This is a genomic window from Actinomyces sp. Marseille-P3109 (assembly GCF_900323545.1).
Classification (GTDB): domain Bacteria; phylum Actinomycetota; class Actinomycetes; order Actinomycetales; family Actinomycetaceae; genus Actinomyces.
In genome coordinates this window covers 251,315-278,089 of record NZ_OOHN01000008.1, presented here as the reverse complement: position 1 = coordinate 278,089, position 26,775 = coordinate 251,315, and the positions used below count along the sequence as shown (strand labels likewise).

The 26,775-nt window shown below is 69.8% G+C and carries 22 protein-coding genes; 8 read left to right on the top strand and 14 right to left on the bottom strand.

Annotation, left to right across the window (positions count from 1 at the left end):
• Nucleotides 1–104 precede the first annotated feature (104 nt).
• A complete protein-coding gene (locus BQ8008_RS01405; RefSeq protein ID WP_108832479.1) occupies nucleotides 105–884 on the top strand; it encodes an exonuclease domain-containing protein in 780 nt (259 codons plus the stop codon).
• Nucleotides 885–948: 64 nt separating this feature from the next.
• Here BQ8008_RS01405 and guaB read toward each other — a convergent pair whose 3' ends face one another.
• Nucleotides 949–2,511 carry an IMP dehydrogenase gene (gene guaB / locus BQ8008_RS01400; protein ID WP_325048141.1) on the bottom strand — a complete coding sequence of 521 codons (1,563 nt, stop codon included), beginning with the start codon at nucleotides 2,509–2,511 and terminating at the stop codon, nucleotides 949–951.
• Nucleotides 2,512–2,892: 381 nt separating this feature from the next.
• On the opposite strand from guaB, the gene BQ8008_RS01395 reads away from it, so the two are divergent.
• Complete coding sequence (locus tag BQ8008_RS01395) at nucleotides 2,893–3,195, top strand: WhiB family transcriptional regulator (protein WP_108834548.1); 303 nt, start codon at nucleotides 2,893–2,895, stop codon at nucleotides 3,193–3,195.
• A gap of 184 nt (nucleotides 3,196–3,379) precedes the next feature.
• Here BQ8008_RS01395 and groES read toward each other — a convergent pair whose 3' ends face one another.
• Nucleotides 3,380–3,676: a co-chaperone GroES gene (gene groES, locus BQ8008_RS01390; protein ID WP_108832478.1), complete on the bottom strand. Its 297-nt coding sequence runs from the start codon at nucleotides 3,674–3,676 to the stop codon at nucleotides 3,380–3,382.
• Nucleotides 3,677–3,926: 250 nt separating this feature from the next.
• Nucleotides 3,927–4,721 carry a SanA/YdcF family protein gene (locus tag BQ8008_RS01385; protein ID WP_108834546.1) on the bottom strand — a complete coding sequence of 265 codons (795 nt, stop codon included), beginning with the start codon at nucleotides 4,719–4,721 and terminating at the stop codon, nucleotides 3,927–3,929.
• A 170-nt stretch (nucleotides 4,722–4,891) separates the two neighbouring features.
• Here BQ8008_RS01385 and BQ8008_RS01380 point away from each other — a divergent pair, with 170 nt between their 5' ends.
• Nucleotides 4,892–6,190, top strand: coding sequence for a class I SAM-dependent methyltransferase (locus tag BQ8008_RS01380; protein WP_108832477.1), 1,299 nt, complete (start codon nucleotides 4,892–4,894; stop codon nucleotides 6,188–6,190).
• Between the two features lie 61 nt (nucleotides 6,191–6,251).
• Nucleotides 6,252–7,478: a glutamate--cysteine ligase gene (locus BQ8008_RS01375; protein WP_199907911.1), complete on the top strand. Its 1,227-nt coding sequence runs from the start codon at nucleotides 6,252–6,254 to the stop codon at nucleotides 7,476–7,478.
• Nucleotides 7,479–7,671: 193 nt separating this feature from the next.
• On the opposite strand, the gene BQ8008_RS01370 is transcribed toward BQ8008_RS01375, so the two are convergent.
• A complete protein-coding gene (locus BQ8008_RS01370; protein ID WP_108832476.1) occupies nucleotides 7,672–11,469 on the bottom strand; it encodes an ABC transporter ATP-binding protein in 3,798 nt (1,265 codons plus the stop codon).
• Nucleotides 11,470–11,589: 120 nt separating this feature from the next.
• Here BQ8008_RS01370 and BQ8008_RS01365 point away from each other — a divergent pair, with 120 nt between their 5' ends.
• On the top strand, nucleotides 11,590–12,327 hold the full coding sequence (locus BQ8008_RS01365; RefSeq protein WP_234415171.1) for a TetR/AcrR family transcriptional regulator: 738 nt from the start codon (nucleotides 11,590–11,592) through the stop codon (nucleotides 12,325–12,327).
• Here the strand turns inward: BQ8008_RS01365 and tsaD are convergent.
• Nucleotides 12,292–13,338: a tRNA (adenosine(37)-N6)-threonylcarbamoyltransferase complex transferase subunit TsaD gene (tsaD, locus tag BQ8008_RS01360; protein WP_108832475.1), complete on the bottom strand. Its 1,047-nt coding sequence runs from the start codon at nucleotides 13,336–13,338 to the stop codon at nucleotides 12,292–12,294. The two genes, BQ8008_RS01365 and tsaD, sit on opposite strands and share 36 nt — an antisense overlap.
• A 159-nt stretch (nucleotides 13,339–13,497) precedes the next feature.
• On the opposite strand from tsaD, the gene BQ8008_RS01355 reads away from it, so the two are divergent.
• The 3 genes from BQ8008_RS01355 to BQ8008_RS01345 all read left to right on the top strand — a co-directional run bounded on the left by BQ8008_RS01355 (nucleotide 13,498) and on the right by BQ8008_RS01345 (nucleotide 16,042).
• Entirely contained in the window at nucleotides 13,498–14,115 is a 618-nt protein-coding gene (locus BQ8008_RS01355; RefSeq protein ID WP_108832474.1) for a DNA-3-methyladenine glycosylase I, read from the top strand.
• 91 nt (nucleotides 14,116–14,206) lie between these two features.
• On the top strand, nucleotides 14,207–14,896 hold the full coding sequence (locus BQ8008_RS01350; protein WP_108832473.1) for an HAD-IA family hydrolase: 690 nt from the start codon (nucleotides 14,207–14,209) through the stop codon (nucleotides 14,894–14,896).
• Between the two features lie 597 nt (nucleotides 14,897–15,493).
• Nucleotides 15,494–16,042 (top strand): hypothetical protein, encoded by a 549-nt coding sequence (locus BQ8008_RS01345; RefSeq protein WP_234415170.1) that lies wholly within the window; start codon nucleotides 15,494–15,496, stop codon nucleotides 16,040–16,042.
• A 121-nt stretch (nucleotides 16,043–16,163) separates the two neighbouring features.
• On the opposite strand, the gene BQ8008_RS01340 is transcribed toward BQ8008_RS01345, so the two are convergent.
• The 9 genes from BQ8008_RS01340 to BQ8008_RS01300 all read right to left on the bottom strand — a co-directional run bounded on the left by BQ8008_RS01340 (nucleotide 16,164) and on the right by BQ8008_RS01300 (nucleotide 26,767).
• The gene (locus BQ8008_RS01340) at nucleotides 16,164–16,934 is read right to left on the bottom strand and encodes a succinate dehydrogenase/fumarate reductase iron-sulfur subunit (RefSeq protein ID WP_003785183.1); all 771 of its coding nucleotides are present in this window, start codon (nucleotides 16,932–16,934) and stop codon (nucleotides 16,164–16,166) included.
• Complete coding sequence (locus BQ8008_RS01335; protein WP_108832471.1) at nucleotides 16,931–18,931, bottom strand: fumarate reductase/succinate dehydrogenase flavoprotein subunit; 2,001 nt, start codon at nucleotides 18,929–18,931, stop codon at nucleotides 16,931–16,933. The genes BQ8008_RS01340 and BQ8008_RS01335 overlap by 4 nt, the downstream gene beginning before the upstream one ends.
• 12 nt (nucleotides 18,932–18,943) lie before the next feature.
• On the bottom strand, nucleotides 18,944–19,663 hold the full coding sequence (locus BQ8008_RS01330) for a succinate dehydrogenase cytochrome b subunit (RefSeq protein WP_199908004.1): 720 nt from the start codon (nucleotides 19,661–19,663) through the stop codon (nucleotides 18,944–18,946).
• Between the two features lie 392 nt (nucleotides 19,664–20,055).
• Entirely contained in the window at nucleotides 20,056–20,673 is a 618-nt protein-coding gene (locus tag BQ8008_RS01325; RefSeq protein WP_442778210.1) for a GNAT family N-acetyltransferase, read from the bottom strand.
• A gap of 5 nt (nucleotides 20,674–20,678) precedes the next feature.
• On the bottom strand, nucleotides 20,679–21,482 hold the full coding sequence (gene tsaB, locus BQ8008_RS01320) for a tRNA (adenosine(37)-N6)-threonylcarbamoyltransferase complex dimerization subunit type 1 TsaB (protein WP_108832468.1): 804 nt from the start codon (nucleotides 21,480–21,482) through the stop codon (nucleotides 20,679–20,681).
• A gap of 9 nt (nucleotides 21,483–21,491) precedes the next feature.
• Nucleotides 21,492–22,625 (bottom strand): hypothetical protein, encoded by a 1,134-nt coding sequence (locus BQ8008_RS01315; protein WP_108832467.1) that lies wholly within the window; start codon nucleotides 22,623–22,625, stop codon nucleotides 21,492–21,494.
• Nucleotides 22,622–23,242, bottom strand: coding sequence for a tRNA (adenosine(37)-N6)-threonylcarbamoyltransferase complex ATPase subunit type 1 TsaE (gene tsaE, locus BQ8008_RS01310; RefSeq protein WP_108832466.1), 621 nt, complete (start codon nucleotides 23,240–23,242; stop codon nucleotides 22,622–22,624). Before tsaE ends, BQ8008_RS01315 begins: the two co-directional genes overlap by 4 nt.
• Before the next feature lie 108 nt (nucleotides 23,243–23,350).
• Nucleotides 23,351–24,661, bottom strand: a complete 1,311-nt coding sequence (gene alr, locus BQ8008_RS01305) for an alanine racemase (protein ID WP_108832465.1) — start codon at nucleotides 24,659–24,661, stop codon at nucleotides 23,351–23,353.
• Nucleotides 24,662–24,787: 126 nt separating this feature from the next.
• Nucleotides 24,788–26,767 carry a bifunctional ADP-dependent NAD(P)H-hydrate dehydratase/NAD(P)H-hydrate epimerase gene (locus BQ8008_RS01300; protein ID WP_108832464.1) on the bottom strand — a complete coding sequence of 660 codons (1,980 nt, stop codon included), beginning with the start codon at nucleotides 26,765–26,767 and terminating at the stop codon, nucleotides 24,788–24,790.
• Nucleotides 26,768–26,775: the final 8 nt, after the last annotated feature.

The window sequence follows — 26,775 nt, the reverse complement described above, 5'->3', positions numbered from 1 at the left end:
GGAGCGACCGGCGGAGCAGCCGGCGCGCATGACCGCGCAGCGACGCTGGACGAGGAACGTGGGCAGCCGCCATTGATGTCATGCCCCGGTGGCATGCTGGGCCCATGAGCACCCCGCACTCCTCCTCGTCCAACACCGCCTCCACCACCGCCCGCTCCTGGCCCTTCGGCCCGCTGCTCGGCTTCGACACCGAGACCACCGGCGTGAATCCCTCTCGGGACCGTCTTGTCACTGCTGCACTGGTCCGGCGCACCGAACGCCCGGTCTTCGGAGATCGCCAGCAGTCGGTGACCACCTGGCTGGCGGATCCTGGGGTGGAGATCCCCGAGGCGGCCTCAGCGGTCCACGGCGTGACCACCGAACAGGCCCGGGCCGAGGGCCGGCCGGTGGCCGAGGTGCTGGCAGAGGTGAGCGACCAGCTGGTGACGGCGATGGCGGCCGGGACCCCGGTCGTCGCCTTCAACGCCTCCTACGACCTGACCCTCATGGAGGCCGAGCTCACCCGTCACGGCCTGCCCACAATGCGCTCGCGCCTAGGACGCCAGCTGGGGCCCATCGCCGATCCCCTGGTCCTGGACCGAGCCGTGGATCGCTACCGCAAGGGCAAGCGCCGTTTGAGCGATCTCTGCGAGATCTACGGCGTGCAGGTCGATGAGGCCCTGCACACCGCGGAGGTGGACGTGGCCGCCACGCTCGACGTGCTCGAGGCGCTGGCCACGGCCCACCCGCAGGTCTCAGAGCTCGACCTCGAGCAGCTCGTGGCCTTCCAGGCCCGGGCCCACCGCACCTGGGCGGAGTCCTTCAACGAGTGGCTGGCGCGCAAGAACCCCTCGCGCACGCCGGCCCAGACCGCCTGGCCCCTGCCGGACTCCCCAGCCTGCTGAGCTGCAGAACTCGCGGAGGATCGGCCCGCGGGATACCTCGCCTGCGACGGCGTGCCCCGCGGGCTCAGGCGCTGTCGCGCCCGGTGTAGTTGGGAGCCTCGACGGTCATCTTGACGTCGTGGGGGTGGGACTCCTTGAGGCCGGCACTCGTGATACGCACGAACTGCCCGCGCTCCTTGAGCTCGGGGATCGTGCGGGCACCCACGTAGAACATGGACTGGTGCAGCCCGCCCATGAGCTGGTAGACGACGTCGCCCAGCACCCCGGAGTAGGGAACCTGACCCTCGATGCCCTCGGGGACGATCTTGGAGTCGGAGGAGACATCGGCCTGGAAGTAGCGGTCCTTGGAGTAGGAGGTGCGTCCGCGCGAGCTCATGGCGCCCAGCGACCCCATGCCGCGGTAGCGCTTCCACTGCTTGCCGTTGACGAAGACGAGGTCGCCGGGCGACTCCGTGCAACCGGCCAGGAGGGAACCGAGCATGACCGTCTCCGCCCCGGCCACGAGCGCCTTGGCGATGTCACCGGAGTACTGCAGGCCACCGTCGGCGATGAGCGGGACCCCGGCGGGGCTGCAGGCGCGCGCGGCCTCGTAGATGGCCGTCACCTGGGGAACACCCACGCCGGCCACGACGCGGGTGGTGCAGATGGAGCCGGGCCCCACTCCGACCTTGACGGCGTCGACCCCGGCGTCGATGAGCGCCTGGGCACCCTCCCGGGTCGCGACGTTGCCGCCGATGACCTCGATGCCGCTGAAGGCGGAGTCGGACTTGAGGCGGGAGATCATCTCCAGCGCCAGCCTGGCGCCGCCGTTGGCGGTGTCAACGATGAGGACGTCCACACCGGCATCGGCCAGGGCTCCGGCTCGGTCCCAGGTGTCCCCCCAGTACCCGACGGCCGCGCCCACCACAAGACGCCCCTCGGTGTCCTTGGTGGCGTTGGGGTACTGCTCGGTCTTGACGAAGTCCTTGACGGTGATGAGGCCGGTGATACGTCCCTCGGCGTCGACAAGGGGGAGCTTCTCGATGCGGTGCTCAGCCAGGAGCGCCTTGGCGTCCTCCCGAGAAATACCGGTGGAGCCGGTGATGAGGCGCTCGCGCGGCGTCATGCACTCGCGCACGGTCAGGCTCGCCCAGCGCTCCGACGGGACGAAGCGCAGGTCGCGGTTGGTGATGATCCCCAGGAGGTTGCCGGCCTCGTCGACGACCGGCAGGCCGGAGACCTTGTAGTGACCGCAGAGCTCGTCGAGCTGGGCGATGGTGGCGTCCGGTCCGACGGTCACCGGGTCGCTGACCATGCCGGACTCCGAGCGCTTGACGCGCCGCACCTGCTGGGCCTGCTCCTCGATGGACAGGTTGCGGTGGAGGATGCCGATCCCCCCTTGACGGGCCATGGCGATGGCCATCTCCGACTCAGTGACGGTGTCCATGGCGGCCGAGAGCAGTGGGGTGGCCAGGCTGATCCTCGGAGTCAGCCTGGAGGTCGTATCGACCTCAGAGGGGATGACGTCGGTCAGCCTGGGCAGTAGGAGCACGTCGTCGTAGGTGAGTCCGGTGGGGGCAAAGGCGTCAGGGCTGGTGATCGAGTCGCTCACAGGGACATCGTAGGACGACCTGACCATCCCGTGCATATCCGCTGGCACCGACCGCCCCATCTCACCCGCCCACCAAGAACCGAGCAGTCTCGCAGGCCGCACCGACACCCGGGCTGAAACCACCACGACGACGTGAGTTGCACCCCAAAAATAAAGCAACGATAAATGCGGAACGTTTCAGAAAAAGGATGTCCCACATGCATACATCATTCACAAAACGTTTCTGCTATTCGAGCGCCACAATATGACGCACGTTTCCAGATAACCAAGACGCAGACACCCAGGAAATTTGGAGATAATTTCGTTGTGAGATAGAATGATTTTTCTTGATTAACGCACCGGGCGATCTTATCGTTACGTATAGCGCATCAAGTTCGGTGTGCCCGACCGCCACATCCAAAGGAGGGGAGGATGGCAATGCACGACTCATCACGTCTGCCCGGCCCGATCTCCACCCTCTGGGAGTGGCAGTACCGCGGGGCCTGCCTCGGTATGGACTCCTCGGTTTTCTTCCACCCCGAAGGAGAGAGAGGCGGTTCCCGTCGACGACGGGACGAACGAGCAAAGGCCATCTGTCAGGACTGCCCCGTCCTGGAAGAGTGCCGAGAGCACGCCCTCAGCACTCGCGAGCCCTATGGCGTCTGGGGAGGCATGAGTGAGGAGGAGCGGCGCGCTTACTACGAACAGCTAGCACGCCGTTTCGCCAACGAACCGGCCTGACGCTCCGCCCTGTTTCAGGGAATCGACAGCACAGACGTTCCCAACTCAACGTCCAGACAATCACCCGGATACAGCACGTCGATGCAGCTGACATTTAGCTGCAGACGTGTTGAGGGGGAGGCGCCATATGGCGCCTCCCCCTCAACACGTCGTGGCGCCGAGTGGCGCACACGGTCTCAGCGGGTCACTTGGTGACGACCGCCAGGACGTCGCGGGCCGACAGGATGAGGTAGTCCTCACCGGCGTAGCTGACCTCGGTGCCCCCGTACTTGGAGTAGATGACGACGTCACCCTCGGCGACGTCAACCGGAACGCGGTTGCCGGAGTCGTCGACGCGGCCCGGGCCCACGGCCACGACCTTGCCCTCCTGGGGCTTCTCCTTGGCGGTGTCGGGGATGTACAGGCCGGATGCGGTGGTCTGCTCGGCCTCAACGGCCTGGACGACGATGCGGTCCTCGAGCGGCTTGATGGAGATCGACATCGGAGACCTCCTCCTTCTCTTCAACGTGCAGTAGAACGGCTTGATCGCCCTCCCGAGGCGCGCCCGACCGCCGTCGCGGGGGCCGGTCCGGCACGATGCAGGAGTTCGAGTCGCAGAAGGTGCCCGCCTGCGTCCCAGGACCGGGGCGAGCACTCCGCTGCGCCTGACGGAGAATCTACGACGGCGTTAGCACTCAGTCAATGCGAGTGCCAAAGCGTGGCGGTGGTTTCGCCGTGGGCGTCAGCCCTCGTCAGCGCCGGTGCTCCTGAGTCCACATGATGGCCTCCGCAACGCTCGTCTCACGGCGTCCCAGGGTCGGGTCACGCCGGGAGAGGACGTCGGTGACGGCCTTGATCGTGGCCAGGCGCTCGCGCGTCCAGCTGACGGCCCAGCCGATGCGGTCAGCACGTGCCCGCGGGTCACCGACGCCGTCGACGCTGACACCGACCGAACGGCAGATGGCGACCGCACGCGGCTCGTGGAAGTCCTGGGTCACGAGCAGGGCGCGTTCGATCCCGAAGATCCTGCGCGCCCGCACGCAGGTGTCATAGGTGTCGAAGCCCGCGTAGTCCAGGGCGACCGCCTGGCGGGGGATCCCCTTGGAGGTGAGGTAGTCGCGCATGACGGTGGGCTCGTCATAGCCGACGCGCCGGTTGTCCCCGGAGACCAGGATCGCCTCGACGCGGCCACTGGTGTAGAGGTCGGCGGCGGTGTCGAGACGGTGGGCGAGCCAGGGCGAGGGCCGGCCATCGGCGTGCACGGCGGCCCCCAGCACGATCGCCACCGGGGCTCGCGTCGTGTCGTCGTCACCGGCAGTCTCAATGTGCCCGGCGCTGACGGTCCAGGCCCAGATACTGGCCCCGGCCGCGATGACGACCAGGACGCCCACGACGGCGAGTGAGGCCCGTACCAGGCGGCGCAGAAGAACCCTGCGGCCGCCCGCAACAGGAGAAGCAGGCTTCGGATCGTCCTTGGCGCCACCCCTACGGGATGCGACGACGTCGGGCGCGCCGGTAGCGCTGCACGTCGGATCCTCGTCAGTCATCAGGCCCCCGCCCATCGCCGGCCTGCCCCAGCGGCATGCGGGGCGTCGACGCACAACACTACCCACCCCGATACCTGCCCGCTCACCGGAGTCCCGCCAGAGCCCCAATCGTGCTCCACCCAGCGGACATCACACGCGTTGACAGGTTCGCCATGGAATGATCTGTGCTGATGGCTGAGAACCACGTCGCGCTCCTTCTGACGCCCGAGGGCTGGGAGCTTCTGTCCTCCCTGCCCCCTTACGACCCGGCCGAGGCCCTGTCCCTGGGGCGCTCCCTACGCGAGGAGGGCCATTCCCCCGCCCTGGTGGCGGCCGCCCTGACCCAGCAGCGTCTGCGCGCCCGGGCCACCGCCAAGTTCGGCCCCTTCGCCCAGCAGATGCTCTTCACCGCCGAAAGCCTGGAGCAGGCCACTCGGCTAACGGTCTCAGCCCACCACGCCGCCCGGTACGTGGCCGCGGGCGTGGCGAAGGTCGCGGACCTGGGCTGTGGAATCGGTGGCGACGCCGTCGCCCTGGCCGGGCTCGACCTGCCGGTGCTCGCCGTCGACCGCGATGAGGCCACAGCAGCCCTGGCCACCATCAACCTCATGCCCTTCCCCCACGCGAGCGTCGAGTGCGCCGACGCCCTAGAGATCGACCTGGTCGAGCGTGGTGTCGACGCCGTCTTCGCCGACCCCGCCCGCCGCGCCGAGGGACGGCGGATCGCCGATCCCGAGCAGTGGTCGCCGGCCCTGTCGCAGGTGCTCGCGCTACGGGAGACCGTGCCCGCTCTCGGCGTCAAGGTCGCCCCCGGTATCGACCATGCCGCCCTGCCCACCGACTCCCACACCCAGTGGGTGAGTGTGGACGGCGACGTCGTCGAGGCCGCCATCTGGTGCGGCCCGCTGGCGCCGGAGGGCCCCGGCCGCTCCGCACTGGTCCTGCGCTCCGAAGCCGGAGGCGCGAGTGCCCACACGCTGGTCGACACCGACGCCGCCGACCCCTCCCAGCCGCCGGTGCAGGTCGACCCGATCGCATCGCCCGACGATCTGGGCAGCATCATTCACGTGCCCGACGGTGCCGCCGTCCGCGCGGGGCTCATCTCCCACCTCTGCCAGGCGCTGTCCGCCCGACCGGTGGGGCCGCGGATCGGTTACCTCACCGGCGAGGATCTTGCCAACGAGGCGACCGCCCCCTTTGTGCGCTCCTTCCGCCTCACCGAGGTCCTGCCGCTGCGGCTCAAGACCCTGCGGGGCCGGGCCCGCGAGCTGGGGGTCGGAAGCCTGGAGATCCTCAAGCGAGGAGTCGATGTCTCCCCCGATGCGCTGCGCTCCTCACTGAGGCTCAGCGGCCGGGAGTCGGAGACCTGGGTCCTGACCCGCGCAGGAGAGAAGGCCAAGGGCGTCGTCCTTGTCGTCGAACCCATCGTCAGCGATTCGCCGACCGACTCACCGACGCCCCCAGACGACGGCGCCTCTTCCGGCGACTAGCACCAACACCACCTGCCAGCACCCGTCAGGGACCTGAGGAACCCGAGGAGACGACCAGGACATGCAGGACACGACCCCGAATCCGAGCGCCACCCCCGCGGGGACACAGCTGCCGCCGGCCCACCGGCCCCAGTCCTTGCCCTTCGCCAGCTCGGCCCGCTCCACGCTGGGGGTGGAGTGGGAGCTGGCGCTCATCGACCGCGACAGCCTCGACCTGCGCCAGTGCGCCGAGGAGATCCTTCAGAAGGTGGGCCCGGACCCGCACGTGCACGGTGAGATGATGCTCAACACCATCGAGCTGGTCTCCGGGGCGCGCCGCACCGTGGCCGAGTGCATGGAGGACATCGCGCTCGCCTTCGACCGCGTCCTTCCGGTCACCGACCCGCTGCGCGTGGACCTGGCCTCGGCCGGGACCCATCCCTTCGCCGACCCGCTGGTACAGAAGGTGACCAACGCCGAGCGCTACGCCCGCCTGGTGGACCGCACCCGCCTATGGGGTCACCAGATGCTCATCTTCGGCACCCACGTGCATGTCGGGGTCGAGGACCGCGCCAAGGTCCTGCCGATCCTCAAGGCCCTGCTCACCCGTACCGCTCACCTGCAGTGCCTGAGCGCCTCCTCGCCATTCTGGGCGGGTGAGGACACGGGTTACGCGGACAACCGGGCCATGATGTTCCAGCAGCTGCCCACCGCCGGCGCTCCGGAGCAGTTCAGTACCTGGGAGCAGCTGGAGAGCTACACCGGGGACCTGGTCCACACCGGCGTCATCGAGGACTTCACCGAGATCCGTTGGGACGTGCGCCCCTCGCCGCGCCTGGGGACCATCGAGGTGCGGGCCTGCGACGCCGCAACGAACCTCACCGAGCTGGCCGGGATCGCGGCACTGACCCAGTGCCTCGTGGAGTCATTCTCCCGTACCCTGGACCGGGGTGAGGATCTCGACACGATGCCGGACTGGTACGTCGCCGAGAACAAGTGGCGTTCGGCGCGCTACGGCATGGACGCCATCCTCATCGTCAACTCCGCCGGCGAGGAGGAGCTGGTGGGGAACACGGTCGAACGGATGCTCACCGAGCTCGCACCCGTCGCCGAGGACCTCGGCTGCGCCGCAGAGCTGGACTCCGTACGCGCCACCCTGGAGGCCGGAGCCTCCTACCAGCGCCAGATCGCCGCTGTCGGAGCCTACGGGGGGCAGCGGGAGGCGGCCGTCAGGCTGCTACTGGCCGAGACTCGCGCCGGCAGGCCCCTGCGCCCCACCGAGGTGCTCTCGCTGGCGGCCAGGTCCTGACGGCTGCCCGACGGCGGCCTGCGGGACTGCGACGTCAGGTCCACCGGGTATCCCGCCCACAGGCACATGCTCGCAAGCCCGACGATCACGAGGATGGTCAGCGCTCCGAGCCCTCCTCCTCGAAGCACTGCTGAGGCGGCGGTGAGAACACGGGCGGAGATCCGAAGGAGGTGAGGTCCCAGGCCCTTTCCGCTCACACAAGCGCCCAGCCGCGCGCCCGGGTGCGCTGCTCCCAGAAACTCCGGTAGGGGCCTTCCATCTCCACAAGACTCTCGTGGCTCCCGCGCTGGGCGACGTGCCCGGCGTCGTCGAGGACGATGACCTGGTCGGCGGCGGCTATCGTCTCGAGCTTGTGGGCGATGACGATGAGTGTCGAGGTGCGCCGCAGCTCCTGCATCGCAGCGACGATATTGGCCTCGTTCTCCGCGTCCAGGGCGCTGGTGGCCTCGTCGAGCAGAACGACCGGTGCGCGCTTGAGCAGGGCCCGGGCGATGGAGACGCGTTGGCGCTCGCCGCCGGACAGGGCCCGGCCGCCCTCTCCCACGCGGGTGTCCCACCCGTGGGGCAGACGGTCGACGATCTCGGTGACGCCGGCGAGGTCGGCGGCCCAGCGCACCTGGTCGTCGTCGGCGGCAGGATTGCCGATACGGATGTTGGCGTCCAGGGTGTCGTCGAAGAGGTAGACGTCCTGGAAGACCATGGAGAGCTGTTCCATGAGCTGGGAGGTCGGCATGTCGCGCACATCGGTGCCGCCCACGCGCACGGAGCCGGAGCCGGTGTCCCAGAAGCGGGCGATGAGGCGGGCGATAGTGGTCTTGCCGCTACCGGAGGGGCCCACGATCGCGCACATGCTGCGCGCGGGCACGCTCATCGACACCCCGGCCAGGACGGGCTCATCGGTGCGGTAGCCGAAGACGACGTCGTCGAGCTCGACGGCGCCAGGATCGGGCAGTGTGGCACGAGCCTCAGGCTCGGCCATGAGCTCGGCGTCCATGACGGCGTCAAGGTGGTTCATCATCTGGCGCCGCTCCTCCATGCCCATGACTGCGGCGCCGATGTCGTCGAGCATGGTGGTGAAGCGCAGACACATACCGATGACGGCGACCGCCACGAGCGGCTCCATGGTGCCGGAGACGGCGAGCGAGGATGTCAGGACGATCATGGCGACGACGATGACCTGACTCAGCGCACCATTGACGAGGTTGCCGGCGGACTCCCACCACAGGGAGCGCCTCGAGGCGCGGGCTCCGTCGTCGAAGGCGGCGGTCAGGCGGCTGTAGCCGGTGGCGGCCCGGCACGAGCGCAGGGCGCCCTGGCAACGGGCGATCTCGACGACGCGGGTGGCGAGCTCGCGCTCAGCGGGCTCGGAGATGGACTTGCCATGATCCAGCAGACGGCGCGCAGCGCGCACCAGTCCGGCGAACAGGGGCGCGGCCACCGTGAGCAGGAGGCCCAGGCGCCGGTCCCAGGCCCACGACCCGGCCCAGACGACCACGCAGGCAGCGGTCGTGGAGGTGAGCTTGTACATGAAGTGGGCGGCGGACTCCCCCAGGGACACCATCTCCTGGCTGACGGCCCGCGACAGTGTGCCGGCGGAGTCGGAGGTGAACCAGCGCAGGGGCAGGCGCGCGATCTGGTCGCCGACCGCGTGGTGGACGTCGTGCATGAAGCCCAGAGCTCCGGACATGCCCCTGCGCTGCCCCTGGAACTCAGTGATGGCCGTAGCGACGCCGAGAACGACCAGCGCGATGAGCCAGCCGCCGAAGGACAGTCCCCATCGGGGCGCTCCGGTCCCCAGCGCGACCGAGGCGGGCAGAAGCACCAGAAGCGCCAGTCCCACCAGGACGCCGTTGACGCCTGCCAGGATGATGCAGCCTCGGGTCTGCCGCCAGGAGGACTCGGCCATGAGCCTGTGAAAGCGGGCCAGCAGGGAACGCGCCACCACCGGAGAGCCGGCTGGTGGTGGCGGAACCGGGGGTGCAGGCCGGGGGTGATCGACCTTCTCGACGGCGTCCGGGGACGAAACCGCGAAGACCTCCTCGCACGGCCTGCTCCCTGCCCGGTCGGGGCCGTCCGGACCGTTCGCGGTTGCGTGGCTCGCCGGCACGGAGACCTCGTCACGCTCACCCGTCTGGCGCAGAAGCGCCCGGTAGTGGGGTTCGTCCACCAGGTCGTCGTGGGTACCGCTGGCGACAATGCGTCCGCGTTCCATGACGGCGATGCGGTCGGCGCCGCGCACGGCCGCCGGGCGGTGGGCGATGACCAGGACGGTTCGATCCTTGGCCAGGGCGCTCAGCGCCTGCTGGATCTCGGCCTCGGACTCGGGATCGGCCATGGCGGTGGCCTCGTCGAGCAGGATGACGGGGGTGTCCAGCAGGATGGCGCGGGCGATGGCGATGCGCTGCTCCTGTCCGCCGGACAGGGCCGTGTCCCGTCCCAGGACGGTGTCGTAGCCGTCCGGCAGGGCCATGATCTCCTCATCAATCCGGGCGACGCGGGCAGCGGCACGTACCTGGTCCAGGTCGGCGTCGGGGTGTCCGAGCGCGATGTTCTCCCGCACGGTGGTGCCGAGCAGCTGGGCGTCCTGGAGGACGAAGGAGACCGTGGAGTACAGGGTGGACTCGTCCATGTCGCGCAGGTCCACGCCTCCGATGCGCACGCCCCCGGTGTCGGGGTCGGCGAAGCGGGCGATGAGGGTGGCCAGTGTCGACTTGCCCGAGCCGGAGGGCCCCAGCAGAGCGGTGACGGTGCCGGGCTCCAGAGTGAGGCAGGCGCCGTCGACGGCGAGGGTGTCCCCGTAGGAGAAGGAGACACGATCGATCTCGACTCGCGCCGTGCGGGGCCGCGCGGACCGGCTGGCGGCGGGCAGGACGGGGGTGTCCAGGACCTCGCACAGGCGCAGGGCCGCTGCGCCGGCCAGCTGGTAGGACCAGGAGATCGAGGCGATGGTGATCAGTGCGGCGGGCAGGACCAGGGCGACGAGGGTCGTGGCCAGGACCTGGGGCAGGGTGACGGTGCCGGCATGGATGAGCAGCGCCCCTCCCCCGAGGTTGACCAGGAGCAGCACGGGGATCGAGACCCAGGTGAAGGACAGGCAGGTGACGGTCACCAGGGGCATCGCCCAGGCGCGATAGAAGGCTGAGAACTCGTCGGAGGCGGTGAGGTAGGCCGAGTGGGCGCGCCCGACGCGGCCGAAGGCCTTGACCACGCCGATGCCGGAGACGAACTCGACCATGGTCGAGGAGACGGCTGCCAGCTTGCGATCCATCTCGACGGTCTTCTCCTTCATACCGCGCATGGATACCGAGTAGGTGAGTACGTAGAGGACGAGCGTGGAGACCGCCAGGAGGGCCAGGCGCCAGTCGATCCAGAAGGCGCAGACCAGCAGCGCCAGTGGGGTGACAACCGCGTTGAGTCGCTCGACAGGACCGTGGGCGATGACGGTGTGGACCAGGGTCGTGTCGTCCTGGACGGCTTTGCGGATGCGTCCGGAGGTGGAGGCTGTGAACCACGCCAGTGGGGCGTGGGAGATGCGATCGACGATGTCGCGGCGCAGTCGGTCCCGCAGGGAGAGATCGGCCAGGTGGGTGATGAGCAGCGCCAGGAAGTACAGGAGCAGGCGGGTGGAGTAGGCGCCCACGAGCATCATGACGGCCGAGCGCACCTGCTGCGGATCGGGGCTCACCCCTACTCGGTAGGAGCGCAGGAGGATGTCGCCGAGCTGGACCAGGGCGATGTAGGGCGCCACCGCCAGGACCGCGGAGATCAGGACGAGGGCCTGACCGATCCGCAGACGTGTGCGCACGGGGGCGCCGAGGCGGGTGATGGCGGCCTGTCCCGCTCGAGAGCGCTGGGTGTTGCTCTGCTGCGCCTGCTCATCTGATTCCCCGGACCTTCTGGGCCCTGTTGAAGGCTGTGACGGCTGTGGGGACGACTGCGGTGCCGCCTGCGGCGACGCCCCTGGCGCCGACTGCTGTGTCTGCGTGCTCATCAGGTGCCTCATCCTTCCGTCGACTCTAATTCTGAATGACTTTCAGAACTTGATAAGGTGCACCTTACTCTTGCCGCTGAACCGGGGGCAACCGTCGTCGAGGAGCATTACGGTTCTGTCATGACATCACCGGCACGACTGGGCAGACCGACCGGGCCGAGACCCGGTTTCTCGCGCGACGACGTCGTCGACGCCGCTCTCGAGCTCGGCATCGCGGACTTCACGCTCACCGCGGTGGCCAAGCGGATGGGAGTGGCCGTCTCCGGGCTGTACCGCACGATCTCCTCGCGCGAGGACCTGCTGGCCGCCTGCCTGGAGAGGATCGCCGCCGAGGCCGATACCCCACCCGCCGGGGGAAGCTGGCCCGATGCGGTCAGGGCGCACGTCGAGACCATCTGGGGGATGCTGGAGCGCCACCCGGGCCTGGCCGGAGTCATCATGGGTGTGCCGTGGGCGCACCAGGTCTTCGCCGTCCCCGTGGCCAGGGCCTGTCAGATCCTGGTCGACGGCGGACTGAGAACCGAGGAGGCCGGCGTGGTCCTGGACTTCGTGGGCGACACCGTCATCTCCACGCACGCGCAGATCGAGGTCATGCGCTCCCCCGTCGCCCGCGCCGGACGGGGCGACTCCACGGGTCTGGAGGAGGCGAGCCGGTTCGCGGCGACCAGCAGTGCACCGGCCCTGCCCGAGGCACTGACCCCGAACGAGAGCTGGTTGGACCGAGGCGGGCTGGACCGCAAGATCGAGATCATCATCCGGGGCGTTGCCGCCGGCCTGCCTGCGGGCGGTGACGGGACGGTGGACGGGCTGCCGGCCAGGACGTCAGCGGGCGACGCTGACGTCCAGCGGCATCCCTGAGTCCGGGGCGAAGTCCATGGGGCTGGGGGCGACGCCGGCGCGCGCTGCCGCCGACCCCAGGGCCGCGATCTGGGCTCCGTTGTCGGTGCAGAAGCGCAGAGGCGGCAGGCGCAGGGTGATGCCGGCGGCCTCGCAGCGCCCGGCCGCCAGGGAGCGCAGGCGGGAGTTGGCGGAGTAGCCGCCTCCGACGACGAGCGTGTCGCAGCCGGTATCCAGGCAGGCCTGGACCGCCTTGGCCGTCAGGGAGTCGTTGACGGCCTCGGAGAAGGCGGCGCACACGTCGGCGCTGGGCACCTCCTGGCCGGCGTCCTCCAGGGACTCGACGTAGCGGGCCACCGCGGTCTTGAGCCCGGAGAAGGAGAAGTCGTAACGGTGACGTTCCTTGTCCTTGCCGGCGGCCAGCCCCCGGGGGAAGCGGATGGCGGCGCGGTCGCCCTCCTGGGCGAGGCGGTCCACGTGCGGGCCGCCGGGGTAGGGAAGCCCCAGGAGCCGGCCGACCTTGTCGAAGGCCTCTCCCGCGGCGTCGTCGAGGGTGCCCCCGAGCTCGACGACGTCAGTGGCGATGTCCCGGATGCTCAGGAGGTTGGAGTGCCCGCCGGAGACGATGAGGCCGATGAACTGCTCGGGCAGGGGGCCGTCGACCAGCTCATCGACCGCCAGGTGCCCAATGACGTGGTTGACGCCGTAGATCGGTCTGCCCAGGCTCGCGGCCAGGGCCTTGGCGGCGGAGATGCCGACGGTCAGGGAGCCGATGAGTCCGGGACCGGCGCACACAGCGACGGCGTCGATCTCGCTCAGGTCGACGTCGGCCTTCTCCAGCGCGGTATCGAGGGTGGGCAGGAAGGACTCCAGGTGGGCTCGCGAGGCGATCTCGGGGATGATCCCGCCGAAGCGCGCGTACTGGTCCATGGAGGTGGCGGTGACGTCGGCGAGGAGCTCACGGCCGCGCACAAGGGCCACGCCGGTCTCGTCGCAGGTGGACTCGATGCCGAGGATGAGGGGGTCACTCACAAGTCCACAGCCTATCGCTTGCCGACGCAGGTGACGGACAGGGCCTGGGTGAGGCGGGCACGGACCACGAGGCCGTCGTCACCGCTACCGTTGGTACGAGTCGACCGGGATGCGACATTGGCCGGACGACTCTCACGCATCACCGACGAGGAGGCACTCGTGACGGAGCCCGACAACCCGGACCTGGTGGTGGGTGACGACGGCCTGGCCCGGCCGGTCTGGGCCGCCGCCGACCCGTTGCTGCGCGAGTACTACGACACCGAGTGGGGCATGCCGGTGCGCGATGAGCGGGGCGTGTTCGAGCGGCTGAGCCTCGAGGCCTTCCAGTCGGGCCTGTCCTGGGCGACGATCCTGCGCAAGCGGCCGGCCTTCCGTGAGACCTTCGCCGGATTCGTCCCGGAGGCGGTGGCCGGCTTCGGGGAGGAGGACGTGGACCGGTTGCTGGGGGACGCGCGGATCGTGCGCAACCGGGCCAAGATCCTGGCCACCATCACCAACGCCCGCGCAGCCTTGCGTCTGAGACAGGCCGATGACGTCGACGGCGGCCTGGCGGGCCTCGTGTGGTCCTACCAGCCGGAGACGACCCCACGACCGCACCGACTCGCGGACATCCCCACCCAGTCACCGCGGTCGGCGGCCCTGTCCCGCGAGCTCAAGCGCCGCGGTTTCCGCTTCGTCGGTCCGACGACGATGTACGCCCTCATGGAGGCGATCGGGATCGTTGACACCCACCTGGTCGGCTCCCACCGTCGCGGCGCCTCCGGGGTGTGGGCATAGCCCAGCCTGGCTGCCTCCTTCGTTGATACGCTGAATCACACTCGTGTCCGCGTTTCCGCACCCTTCCGTCGGCTTCGTCTCAGGAGGCACCGTGTCCGTTCAACTGTTGTCGTCATCGGGCGGCTCCACTGAGGAGCCGGTGCCTCTGGCCCGGGCCGAGGCGGTCCTGTGCGACATGGACGGCACGCTCGTGGACTCCTCGGCGGTCGTGGAGTCGATGTGGAGCTCCTTCGCCCGCGATTACGGCATGAGTGAGCGCTTCGACGAGATCATGGCCTACTCCCCCGGCCGTACCGGCCTCGACACGATCCGCCGGTTCCTGCCGACCCTGGCGGCGGAGGAGCGCGACGCCATCTACGAGCGCTTCGCCCGGGAGGAGATCGTGCGCACGGCGGGGAGGATGGCGGAGATCCCCGGCGCTGCGGCTCTGGTGACCGCACTCATCGAGGTCGGTGTTCCTCTGGCCCTGGTGACCTCTGCTCCGATTGAGCTCATGCGGGTGCGCATGGAGGAGGCCGGGGTCCCCATTCCCTCCGTCGTCGTCTCCGCTGACGACGTCGAGCGCGGTAAGCCGGACCCCGACGCCTACCTCATGGCCGCCGAGCTCCTGGGGATGCCGATTGCCTCCTGCCTGGTGCTGGAGGATGCCGCCTCCGGTTACATCGCCGCCCAGCGCGCCGGCGCCCAGATCCTCCTCGTGGGCGACGGCGTCCCCGAGGCCGATCCGAGTACTCCCCGGATCCCCGACTTCACCGGGGTCAGTGTCACCATCGACGGCTAGCGCCCGACGTCGAGCCGAGCATTCTTCGCGTAGCCCTACGGAATTTCTGTTGGTGTACGCGAAGAATGCCCTCTTCGCGGTTGGGCACCGGGCGGCGTGATTCTGGTACGCGCCGGTTTCCACAGACGGGCATCGACACCGCCAGTCCACAGAGCATCTGATGCCAGTTCTCACGTCTTGAGCTCAACCCTCACGCTGGTAGGCATGACCACCGGCATTGCCCCCAGAAGTCCATCTCACAGCGCCCCGTCATTCCTTCTGTCCTCCGATGCCGTTGCAGCGGGGGCTTCCCACTTGTGCACCGCGCCGGGTCTGTTCCGGATCGGTCCTGGTGTCTATACCCCGCAGCGGGAGTGGAAGGCAGCCAGGCCGGACCTGCGGCATCTGACCCTCATCCGGGCCGCGGTGGCCAAGGCCCGCGGGGACCTGGTCCTGCTCGGCCCATCGGCGGCCGTGTGGCTCGGGCTCCCGCTGGTGGGCCGCATCCCGAGGCGGGTTCAGTGCCTCGGACGTCGCACGGATCGATCGAGCACCGCTCTTCTGCAACGTCGGGAGAGAACCGGGCTCGGCGCATTGGAAACGGTCAGAGGAGTCTTGGTGTCCAACGCCTCCGACACGGTCGTTGATCTGGCCCGGTGGGGTGGGCTCACCCAGGGCGTGTGCGCCATGGACGCCGCCCTGGCCGGCCGCCGGTGCACCCACGCCGAGCTGGCCGACGCCGTCGACCGCCTCCCCACCGGCGCCCGCGGCATCCGCAGCGCCCGCACCGCCGCTCACCTGGCCGACGAGAGCGCCGAGTCCCCCGGCGAGTCCGTCTCCCGCATCCGCATGTGGCAGGCCACCCTGCCCCGACCCGCCCTCCAGCACGAGGTCCGCATCGACGGCGAGCTCTACCGCCTCGACTTCCTCTGGCCCCACACCATGGTCGGAGGCGAGTTCGACGGTCGCATCAAGTACACCAAGAACAGCTTCGGCAAGGACGCCGACGACACCGTCTGGGACGAGCGCCAGCGCGAGCTCGCCCTCATCCGCGCCGGATACGACGTCGCCCGCTGGACCTGGAAGGACGCCTGGCCCAACGACGCCCCCACCATGTGCCGCGAGCTCGCCCGCCACGGCATCCACCCCACCGGGGTGCGCTGGTAGAACCGGCAGAACCGGACACCGCTGGAACACCACCGAGCCGGGCATTCTTCGCGTAGCCCTACAGAATTTCTGTTGGGGTACGCGAAGAATGCCCGGCTCGATGTATGAGGCAGGTCAGAGGTCAGTGGGCGTGCTGGCCCTTCCACAGGGCGTGGCCCAGGTCGCGGTTGAGGCGCGAGATGACCTCGAGCGGCACCGACTTGGGGCACACGGCCGCGCACTCACCGATGTTCGTGCAGCCACCGAAGCCCTCGGCGTCGTGCTGGTTGAGCATGCTCACCACACGGGCGAGGCGCTCGGGCTGACCCTGCGGCAGCAGGCCCAGGTGCGAGATCTTCGCACCCGTGAACAGCATGGCCGAGGCGTTGGGGCAGGCGGCCACGCAGGCGCCGCAGCCGATGCAGGCGGCGGCCTCGAAGGCGGCGTCGGCCTTCTCCTTCTGCACGGGCACCGAGTGGGCCTCGGGGGCTCCACCGGTGTTGACCGAGATGTAGCCGCCGGCCTGGACGATGCGGTCCAGGGCGGAGCGGTCCACGATGAGGTCGCGCAGCACCGGGAAACCGGTCGAGCGCCAGGGCTCGATCGTGATGGTGGAACCGTCCTTGAAGGAGGGGTCCTCCGCCAGGTGACGCATGTGCAGCTGGCAGGTGGTGGAGCGGATCGGACCATGGGCCTGCCCGTTGATGACCACGCCGCACTGACCGCAGATGCCCTCGCGGCAGTCGGAGTCGAAGGCCACCGGCTCCTTGCCCTCGGCGAAGAGCTGCTCGTTGAGCAGGTCGAGGACCTCGAGGAAGCTCATGTGCTCCTCGATCCCACTCATGGCGTACTCCTCGAAGTGCCCCTTCGAGTCCTTGTTCTTCTGGCGCCAGATCTTGAGCTTGATGTTCACTTGTAACTCCGCTGCTTGAGCTCGATGTCCTTGTAGACGAGGGCCTCCTTGTGGAGGATCGGCGGACGGTTCTCCCCGCCCCACTCCCAGGCGGCGACGTAGAGGAACTCGTCGTCATGCCGCATGGCCTCACCCTCGGGCGTCTGGGACTCCGCCCGGAAGTGACCACCGCAGGACTCACGCCGGTGCAGGGCGTCGATGCACATGAGCTCGGCCAGCTCGAAGAAGTCCAGCAGTCGGCCGGCCTTCTCCAGGGCCTGGTTGAGCTCGTCGGCCTGGCCCGTGATGCGGGCATCGCGCCAGAACTCCTCCTTGAGGGCCCGGATCTGCTTGATGGCGTCGCGCAGACCGGCATCGCGCCGCTCCATGCCGCAGTACTCCCACATGATGCGTCCCAGGGCCATATGGAAGTCGTCCACGCTGCGGGTTCCACGCAGCGCCATGAGGCGGGCGACGCGCTCCTCGACGGAGCGCTTGGCCTCGATGATCTCCGGGGCGTTCGGGTCGACCTTGCCCAGGCGCAGCATGTCCGCCAGGTAGTCGTTCATGGTGTCGGGCAGGACGAAGTAGCCGTCGGCCAGGCCCTGCATGAGGGCGGAGGCACCCAGGCGGTTGGCGCCGTGATCGGAGAAGTTGGCCTCTCCGGCGATGTAGAGGCCGGGGACGTTGGACTCCAGGTCGTAGTCCACCCACAGGCCGCCCATCGTGTAGTGCACGGCGGGGTAGATGCGCATGGGGACCTCGTAAGGATCGTCCCCGGTGATGCGCTGGTACATCTCGAACAGGTTGCCGTAGCGGGCGGAGACGGCGTCCTTGCCCAGACGGCCGATGGCCTCGGAGAAGTCCAGGTAGACGCCGCGGCGCATCATCCGCTCGTTGCCGTTGGGGTCCCGTTCCTTGATGGCCGGCCCCACGCCGCGGCCCTCGTCGCACATGTTCTTGGCCTGGCGCGAGGCGATGTCACGCGGCACGAGGTTTCCGAAGGCCGGGTAGATGCGCTCGAGGTAGTAGTCGCGCGCCTCCTCAGGGATGTCACGCGGGTCCTTGTCGCAGTCCTCGGCCTTCTTGGGCACCCAGATGCGGCCGTCGTTGCGCAGCGACTCACTCATGAGGGTGAGCTTGGACTGGAAGTCCCCGGACTGCGGGATGCAGGTGGGGTGGATCTGCGTGTAGCAGGGGTTGGCGAAGTAGGCGCCCTTGCGGTGCGCACGCCAGATGGCGGTGGCGTTGCAGCCCATCGCGTTGGTGGACAGGAAGAACACGTTGCCGTAGCCGCCGCTGGCCAGGACGACGGCATCGGCCAGATGGGTCTCGATCTCCCCGGAGACCATGTCACGGGTGACGATGCCGCGGGCGCGGCCGTCGACGACGATGAGCTCGACCATCTCGTGGCGGCGGAACTCCTTGACCGTCCCGGCGTGCACCTGACGCTCCAGGGCTTGATAGGCCCCGATGAGGAGCTGCTGGCCGGTCTGGCCGCGGGCGTAGAAGGTGCGGGAGACCTGGACACCACCGAAGGAGCGGTTGTCCAGCAGGCCGCCGTACTCGCGGGCGAAGGGAACGCCCTGGGCCACGCACTGGTCGATGATGTTGGCGGAGACCTCCGCCAGGCGGTAGACGTTGTCCTCGCGGGCGCGGTAGTCACCGCCCTTGACCGTGTCGTAGAAGAGGCGATAGGTCGAGTCGCCGTCGTTGCGGTAGTTCTTCGCGGCGTTGATACCGCCCTGCGCGGCGATGGAGTGCGCCCGGCGAGCGGAGTCCTGATAGAAGAAGACCTTGACGTTGTAGCCCTGCTCGCCCAGGGATGCGGCAGCGGCGCCGCCGGCCAGGCCGGAGCCGACGACGATGATGTCCAGCTTGCGGCGGTTGGCGGGGTTGACGAGCTTGGCCTCGAACTTGCGCTGCTCCCAGCGCCGGTCGATCGGGACGGAGTGGGGGGCCTTGGTGTCGGCGATCTTCTCGCCCTCGTAGTACAGGCCGTCGATGAGTTCAGTCATAGTCGTTCACTCTCAGTGGGAAAGGATGCCGGCCTTGGCAGCCTCGATCGCGTACTGGGCGCCAGTCATGGGCTCGGGCACCATGTTGAAGAGGATCGCCGTCGGAACGATCATGAAGGCGGCGAACAGGCCGAAGGCCACCACGAACGCGATCAGCCGGATGAAGGGGATGGTGCTTCCTCGCACCGCGCCCAGCGTCTGCAGGGCCGACCACACGCCGTGCCAGACGTGCAGGCACAGGGCCGCCAGCGCGATCGCGTAGATGAGCCACACCCACCACAACTGGAAGCCGTACCACATGTTCATGTAGGCGCGTCCATGCTCGTAGTGCCCCCCGGGCGTCAGTGTCAGGGTGGTGAACTGCAGGATGTGCCAGATGATGAACAGCAGCAGGATGACGCCGCCCCAGCGCATGGTGCGCATGGCGTAACGGGAGGCGAAGTAGTCCGCGCCGGGCTTCTTGACCGCGTACTTGTCGTTGCCGCGGGCCCGCTTGTTGCGCACCCACAGGTGGAAGGCACTGCCGGCGTGAGCCAGGAGGCATGCCATGAGGGTCACGCGCAGGATCCACAGGACGCCGCTGTAGGGAAGAATCGGCTGGAGGAGTGTACGCAGGAAGTGCGCGTAGTGATCGTAGGCAATCTCACCCTCGAAGTAGTGAAGGTTGCCGTAGGCGTGGAAGAGGACGAAGAACAGGAACACCAGCCCCGAGATCGCCATCATGCGCTTCATGAAGACGGTCGTGGAGAAGGCGGTCCGCCTCTTCTGGGAAGGAGCAGATGTTTTGGCCACGGCAAAAGGCTAGCCGGGCTCGGACCCCCGTTGGTCCCATCTAGGCCCCCACCAGCGCAGATACGCCACCAATCCGCAGAATCACGAGGATTTCGCAAGGCCTCAACTTCGCGCTGAACACCACTGAATATGCTGACGGCACCGTCGACAGGCATCTTTTCGTCATAAGGGCGTCAAACAAATCTGTGAGGTCTCAGACAATCGAGCCATTCGAGGCGAGGGGCCGTGTTTAAGGCCGGTACCTGCCGTGGCTATGTGACCTTCATGACCGTTGCAATCCTCCTGGTCAAAAACGGCGGCCCGTCCGGTTCGGCCCATCCGTCTGTTCCGGATCACTCCGAGCTCGCCTCGCTGGCCTCATTGGCCTCATTGGCCTCGCTCGCCCCGACCGGTCCCGGGCGCGGGCGCAGCGTCAGGCGCATGACCACGGCGTCCTCGGGCGGCGCCTGGTAGTAGCGGCGGCGCCGCCCGATGGGAGTGAATCCGTGCCTGGCGTAGAGCCGCTGGGCCGCCTCATTGGACTGGCGCACCTCCAGCAGGACATCGGGGCAGCCCGCTCGCCGGGCGGTGCCCACGAGCTCGGTGAGCATGCGGGAGGCCAGGCCTCGACCGCGCGCCGCCGGGATCGTGGCGATGGTCAGCAGATCGGCACTGGTCAGGCCGCCGGCGTGGTAGAGACCGGCATAGCCCAGGAGCCGTGGCCGCTTCGTTCCAGTGCCTGCGCCGTCCCCCACAGCGACATCGTCATCATCGGACTCGACGACGACGTAGCGACGGTCGGCCAGGGGACCTTGGGAGGCCTCCAGCTCTGCGACCAGCAGGTTCCGGCTCCAGGCCTCGGCCCCGAACAGCGCGCTCTCGAGGCGGGCGATGGCGTCGAGGTCGTCCTCGGTCATCTCCCGCAGCCTGAGACCTTCTTCGGCTCGCGGCACTGAGGTCACCCGGGACACCGGTATCAGCGCACGCGCTTGCGGGCAGCGGGCATCTGCACGTCGGCGTGGCGCAGGTACAGCGGGTCCGAGCTCAGCTCCTCGCCGCGCTCCAGGCGGGCCAGGGCGATCCGCACCTGGGTCAGGGCGTCACCGGAAACCGGAGCGAGCACCTCGCGGGAGGAGGCCAGGTCCACCAGCTCCGGGTAGAGGGCGGCGCCGGAGCCGGCCACGACGTCGGCTGCCCCGACCTCGCCGGCGCGCCCGGCGACCCGCACACTGAGCTGCTCGCCGACCTGGGCCGGGGGGCAGACACCGATCTCGGTCAGACGGATGACGTCGTCGGGCCCGTTGGCGCGGAAGAGCGCCGCGTACACCTCTCGCCTACGAGCGTCGGTGGCGACCAGGACGACAGGATCCTGTGCGGCTGTCTGCTCGCCGTCACGAGCGGACAGCTCGTCGAGGGCGCGTCGGGCGACGGCGTCGAGGCTGGAGACGCCGTGGACGGGCACGCCGCGGGTGCGCCCGACGACCCTGGCCGTCACCAGCCCGGCCCGCAGCCCGGTGAAGGGGGCCGGCCCGATGGCCGCGACGACGGCGTCCAGTGGACAGTCGGCCACGTCGGGGGCGGACAGCGACTCGGAGAGCATCTGCCCCAGGGACTCGGCGTGCCGGCGGGTATCAGTCTGCTCGACCTGGGTCAGCACTCGCAGGGCGAGCCCGCCGGTGGCCGCGCTCCCGCCGGGCCGGTCGACGGCCTCCGCCGTCCCGGCGCTTTCAACGACCGCGACCTGTGTCCCCAGGGAGGAGTCGATGGAGAGGATTCGCACGGTCCCAGCCTATGCCCTCGGATCACGGGGGTCGTCGACGCGGCTCTCGGGGATCGTGTCTCCCAGGGCCTCGCCGCCCGTTGTGCCGGCGGTGTCATCGCCGCCCTCACCGAGGAGGGACAGGTCGATGGCCGCACGCGGGATTCCCCGGCGAACGGCGACGCCCTCGGTGTCGGACTGATCGCGACTGAGACGGTCGGCCCGCTCGGCCATGTCGGCCCGGTTGCGGGCCTGGCGCAGCGGCGCCGTCACCTTGCGCTCGTGGCGGACCGTGATGATAACGGTGATGACCCCGACAACGATGACCGCCAGCACCGGCCCCCAGACCGCCCAGCCGCCCGCGGTGGAGCGCGCCTCGCTCTGCGTGGCGGAGGTCTTGGGCTTGGAGCCGGCGCGCTCACGCAGGATCTCCCCGTAGTCGCTCAGCTCGATGGGGCCGGCCAGACGTCGGGTGGCGGCCTCCCCCAGCGCTGTCACCGTGGTGCCCCGCAGCGAGTACCAGGCGTTGGCGTTGCGGTCGTGGATGAGACGGGCGTCGCCCATCTGGTCGATGTCGGTGGCCAGATCGTCGTCGAACACGGGGGCGCATGTGGTGCGTCCCTTGTCCTCCACCACCTCGAGCACACCGATGGGTTTGCCGGCGGCGGTGACGGTTGCGGCCCAGTCCCCGGCGTCGACGGGCAGGGCGGAGGGCTGGGAGCCATCGAGGAACTCAGGCGCCCAGGTGTAGACGTTTCTCAGATCCCCAACCGTGATCTCCCCCTGCTCACCGGTGCTCTGACGCACCTGGGCCACGCAGTCGCTCTCCATGAGGGCCTTGGCCGCGCCGCGTGAGTCCGCGTCCGCCGCACTGCTTGCGGGTGTGACCGGTGCCGGGTCGGCCGGCGTGGCCTGCGCGCTCGGGTTGGTGGTGGTCGCCGGCTCGGACGTGGCCGAGTCGTCCGTCCCCTCCGAGGCGACCGAGCCTCCTGCACCGGCCGACGGCGCTTCGGTGGCGGCGTGGGCCGCCCCGGCGCTCAGGAGTGAGATGGTCAGGGCGGCGGCGAGAACGAGGCCTGCCAGGGCTCGTAGGGGGCCGCGATGGCCGGCGGGGCGGATGGGGATGGCGTCGCGGACGGGGGCGACGGGAGAGGGAGTGTTCACTGTGACGCTCCAGGCTGGGAGGACGTTCCGGCGGCAAGGGGGTCCAGATCGGCTTGGGCCCATCGCGGACCGAGAGCACGCACGGTGATCCGCCGGCTGCCGTCGTCGACCTCACCCAGGTCAACGACGGGTTCCTTCACCGACGGGACGGCTGGGGCGTCGTCGGACTGCGGGGCGCCGGTGCGTACGGCGCCGTGGGGGCGGCGGACCTCGATCTCCAGGCGGTCGGGGCTCAGGGCCTCCACCTTGTCCTCACCCCACTCGACCAGGGTGACCGAGTCCTCCAGGGTGGAGTCCAGGTCGAGGGCGTCGACCTCCTCCAGGGAGGTGATCCGGTAGGCGTCGACGTGAATGAGGTCGGGACCGTCCGCGAGTGAGGGGTGCACGCGAGCAATGATGAAGGTGGGCGAGGAGACACGGCCGCGCACCCCCAGGGCCGCGCCGATGCCCTGGGCCAGCGTGGTCTTGCCGGCCCCCAGGCCGCCGGAGAGCATGACGAGGTCGCCGGCACGCAGCAGAGGGGCCAGACGAGCGCCGAGGGCCCGGGTCTCATCGGCGTCGCCGGTGGCGACGGTGATCTCGGGAACTGCCTCAGATATGTGCGGCGCACCGCTCATGTGTCCTCCTCATCCGTACGTGGAGCCGGCACCCGGCCCGGTGAGCACCTGGACACCAGGCTGCCGAGATCCGACGTCTGCTGTTCTCTAGGGCCGAGGGTAGTCGCCTCAGGCCTCCCCACCGACGTAGCAGCGCGGGATACGGGCCCCGAGCCGGGTCACGATCTCGTAGTTGATGGTGCCGCAGGCCTGCGCCCACTCGTCCACCGTCGGGACGGCCTCCTGCCCTGAAGACTCGGGCGAGCCCCAGAGCACGGCGGTGTCCCCGACCGCGGCCGGCGCCGCAAGGGGCTCGCCGGACTCGTCGAGAGCCGGGCCGAGGTCGATGACCACCTGGTCCATACACACCCGGCCCACGACGGAGGTCCGCAGACCGCCCACGCTCACGGGCCCCGCCGAGCTGGCGGCGCGCGGGACGCCGTCGGAGTAGCCCAGGGGGACGAGCCCCACCCAGCGATCGGTGGGGGCGCTCCAGGTGCCCCCGTAGGAGACGGCCTGCCCGGCGTCGATGCGCTTGACCTGCACCAGGGCGGACTCCAGACGCATGACGGGACGCAGGCCCAGCTCGGCACTGGTGGCAACCGATGGGTCGGGACTCAGCCCGTACAGGCCGATTCCCACCCGGACCAGGTCCATGCGGGCGGCCGGGTGCCACAGGAGCCCGCCGGTGGCGGCCACGTGGTGAAGGGGCGGGTTCAGGCCGGCTCCCCGGACGATTTGCTCGGCCTGTCGGTAGCGCGCGAGGTGCTCCTCGGTGGAGCCACTGGTGGGCTCGTCGGCGCGGGACAGGTGTGACCACAGGCCGACGACGTCGACCGCTCCCTCGTCCGCTGCCCGTCTCAGCGCGGCGACCAGGGCGGGCAGGTCCTCCTCCACAGCGCCACCGCGCGACATGCCGGTGTCGACCTTGAGATGGAGGCGAGCCGGCACCCCCTGCGCCCGGGCCGCGGCCACCAGGGCCTCGAGCTGGGGAAGGGTGGAGACCGACAGGTCCAGGTCAGCCGCCAGGGCGGCGCGCAGGGGCGAGTCATCGGCCGCCGCCCCGGCGGGATCCATGACGGGCACAAGCCAGGTGAGGACCCGGGGCGCCTCGCTCGTGGGCTTCCCCGCGGGGCGGGCCACACCGGCCTCATCAAGAAGCGTGCGCAGCGTCAGGGCCTCGGCGAGCTGAGCCACTCCCAGCCATGAGGCCCCCGCGGACAGGGCCGTCAGGGCGATCGGTCCCAGGCCGTGGCCGTAGGCGTCGGCCTTGACCACCGCCATCCACGGCACGCCGGCCACCTGCGCCAGACGACGGCCGTTGTGGGCGACTGCTTCCAGGTCGACGACGGCGCGCGACGTGGCCGCGCCGGGCAGCGACGAGGGGCTCGCTGAGGTGGCCGAGGCATTGGACGGGGCCGACGGTGCCGTCGTTGTCATCGCCATCGTCACCGACGTCGCTGTCCTTGCTGCTGAGTCCGCGGTAGAGGTCACGGCGCGATTGTCGCACCCGTGGAGAGCCTCCGAGGTTGTTCCCTTGCGCACTCCCCAGCAGGCTGACACAGATCAGTGGTGCGGGACCGCTTGAAGCCAGTTCAGCTCGAGGCGGGCCGGCCCGAGGGCCGCGGCGATGTCGAGAGCGGCGATCGGGTGCCCGCCGGCAGTACCGCCACCGACGCCCTGGGGCACCGCGGCCGCGTAGGCACCCGCGAGCGCGTGCAGCCTGACCCCGGCGGCCACCGCATCGAGGACCGCTGCCGCGTGCGCGGCTGGGTCTGCCGCCCCCTGCTCCCAGCGGACCGCGGCTCCGGCCAGGACGGCGCCGACGACCCCGGCGAGCACGTCCCCACTTCCGGCGGTCGCCATCCAACCGGGTCCGCAGTCCACGCTGACCAGGGGATGGTCCGGTGCGGCGATGAGCGTCGTGGCGCCCTTGAGCAGAATGGTGGCACCGGTGAGACGGGAGAGCTCGCGGGCTGCGAGCGCCGGATGGGCCTCAACGCGTTCGCGATCCCAGTCACGGGGCGGGTCCGCCGACGCCGCCGTGCCCGCCAGTGTCATCAGGAGGGCAGCGGCTTCCCCGGCGTGCGGGGTCAGGACGTGGAGGGGGGTGCAGGTCAGGTTCTCGGCGAGGAGGTCGGTCAGGACGCTCAGCGCGCCGGCGTCGACGACGGTGGGCGGCCCGCTCGGAGCCGCCTCGGCAGTTCTGCCAGGAGTGGTGCCGGCAGTCCCAGCGGCACCATCGTCGACATGACCCTGCCGGTGGCTCGCGGCGACGAGGGTGGGGCTCAGGATGTCCCGCAGCTCGTCGGCCCTGGCGGTGTCGGTGGGGTCGATGCCCGGTCCCAGGACAAGTGCCTGGCTGCGTCCGGCGGTGGGGACGACCTCGGGCCTGGCCGCCAGGACGAGGTCCTCCACGCGTCTGGGCGCGGCCAGGCGCACCATGCCGGCTCCGGCGCGCACCGCGCCGCTGGCGGCCAGGACAGCGGCACCGGGGTAGGACTGGCTGCCGGCACACAGGCCTACGACACCGCGGGTGTACTTGTGGTCGCCGGTACCGGGCTCGGGGACGGATCGCGCCAGGTAGTCACCCAGGCTGCCGTCGACGGGGCGGCGGGCGATGGGCGGGCCCAAGGGCGCCGGCAGTCCGAGGGGGACGACCTCCACGGAGCCGCACAGGTGCCGGGCCGGGGGCAGGCACAGGCATCCCTTGAGACAGGTGAAGGTGATGGTGCGGTCGGCGGCCAGCACCGGGCCGTCGACGGCACCGTCGTCGACGCCGGTCCCACTGGGCAGGTCGACGGCGATGACGCGCAGCGGACGCCGCCCCGGTGGTCCGACCGCGACGAGCGGAGCGATGAGGGCGACGGCGTCGGGACGCAGCGGCCCGGTGGCCCCGATGCCGGTGAGGCCGTCGAGGACGAGTCCGCCATGGACGAGGAAGGCCTCGACGGCAGCGGCGGCATCGGCGCCGTCCTGGTCGTCTTCGCCGTCGCTGCGGTAGCCGGCGCCGTAGACCATGACCCCGTGGCTGCGGGCCTCCTCCAGGGCGACGGGGTGGGGGTGCTCCGTGGCCAGGACGGCGGTGACCGCGCAGCCGCTGTGTGCCAGCAGGCCTCCGGCCAGGAGGGTGTCGGCCCCGTTGTGCCCGCCGCCGACCAGGAGGAGCACCGGCGCCCCTGAGATCCACCCCGGGTTCACGTAGACTCCTCCCCCGTCGGCCGACGCCCCCGCCGGCGTTGCCGGTGAGCCCGGTGATCCCGGTGAGACGGGAGACGCCGGCGCTCCGGCGGGACTCGCCGGGACAGCGGGCGCGTAGGCGGGCCGAGCGGGGGCAACCGCAGCGCCGGGAGATATGGGGCCCTGTCGCAGCTCGCGCAGGGCGGCCCGGGCCACCGCGTGAGCGGCGGCCCTCATATAGCGGTCGGTGCCCGCGGTGACAGGAGCCTCCGCCGCCGCGATCTCCCGGGCCGGCCAAGCGCAGGCGGTGGGGTCGATGACGTCCTCGGAACGCGTGAAGTCATTGAGGTCACTCACCTGTCCCATTGTCCTCC

Bases quoted from the DNA above. Each gene is read 5' to 3' on its own strand.
- BQ8008_RS01405 (WP_108832479.1), top strand. From the start codon at position 105: ATGAGCACCCCGCACTCCTCCTCGTCCAACACCGCCTCCACCACCGCC.
- guaB (WP_325048141.1), bottom strand. From the start codon at position 2,511: ATGCACGGGATGGTCAGGTCGTCCTACGATGTCCCTGTGAGCGACTCG.
- BQ8008_RS01395 (WP_108834548.1), top strand. From the start codon at position 2,893: ATGCACGACTCATCACGTCTGCCCGGCCCGATCTCCACCCTCTGGGAG.
- groES (WP_108832478.1), bottom strand. From the start codon at position 3,676: ATGTCGATCTCCATCAAGCCGCTCGAGGACCGCATCGTCGTCCAGGCC.
- BQ8008_RS01385 (WP_108834546.1), bottom strand. From the start codon at position 4,721: ATGACTGACGAGGATCCGACGTGCAGCGCTACCGGCGCGCCCGACGTC.
- BQ8008_RS01380 (WP_108832477.1), top strand. From the start codon at position 4,892: ATGGCTGAGAACCACGTCGCGCTCCTTCTGACGCCCGAGGGCTGGGAG.
- BQ8008_RS01375 (WP_199907911.1), top strand. From the start codon at position 6,252: ATGCAGGACACGACCCCGAATCCGAGCGCCACCCCCGCGGGGACACAG.
- BQ8008_RS01370 (WP_108832476.1), bottom strand. From the start codon at position 11,469: ATGAGCACGCAGACACAGCAGTCGGCGCCAGGGGCGTCGCCGCAGGCG.
- BQ8008_RS01365 (WP_234415171.1), top strand. From the start codon at position 11,590: ATGACATCACCGGCACGACTGGGCAGACCGACCGGGCCGAGACCCGGT.
- BQ8008_RS01335 (WP_108832471.1), bottom strand. From the start codon at position 18,931: ATGACTGAACTCATCGACGGCCTGTACTACGAGGGCGAGAAGATCGCC.
- BQ8008_RS01330 (WP_199908004.1), bottom strand. From the start codon at position 19,663: ATGAAGCGCATGATGGCGATCTCGGGGCTGGTGTTCCTGTTCTTCGTC.
- tsaE (WP_108832466.1), bottom strand. From the start codon at position 23,242: ATGAGCGGTGCGCCGCACATATCTGAGGCAGTTCCCGAGATCACCGTC.
- alr (WP_108832465.1), bottom strand. From the start codon at position 24,661: ATGACAACGACGGCACCGTCGGCCCCGTCCAATGCCTCGGCCACCTCA.
- BQ8008_RS01300 (WP_108832464.1), bottom strand. From the start codon at position 26,767: ATGGGACAGGTGAGTGACCTCAATGACTTCACGCGTTCCGAGGACGTC.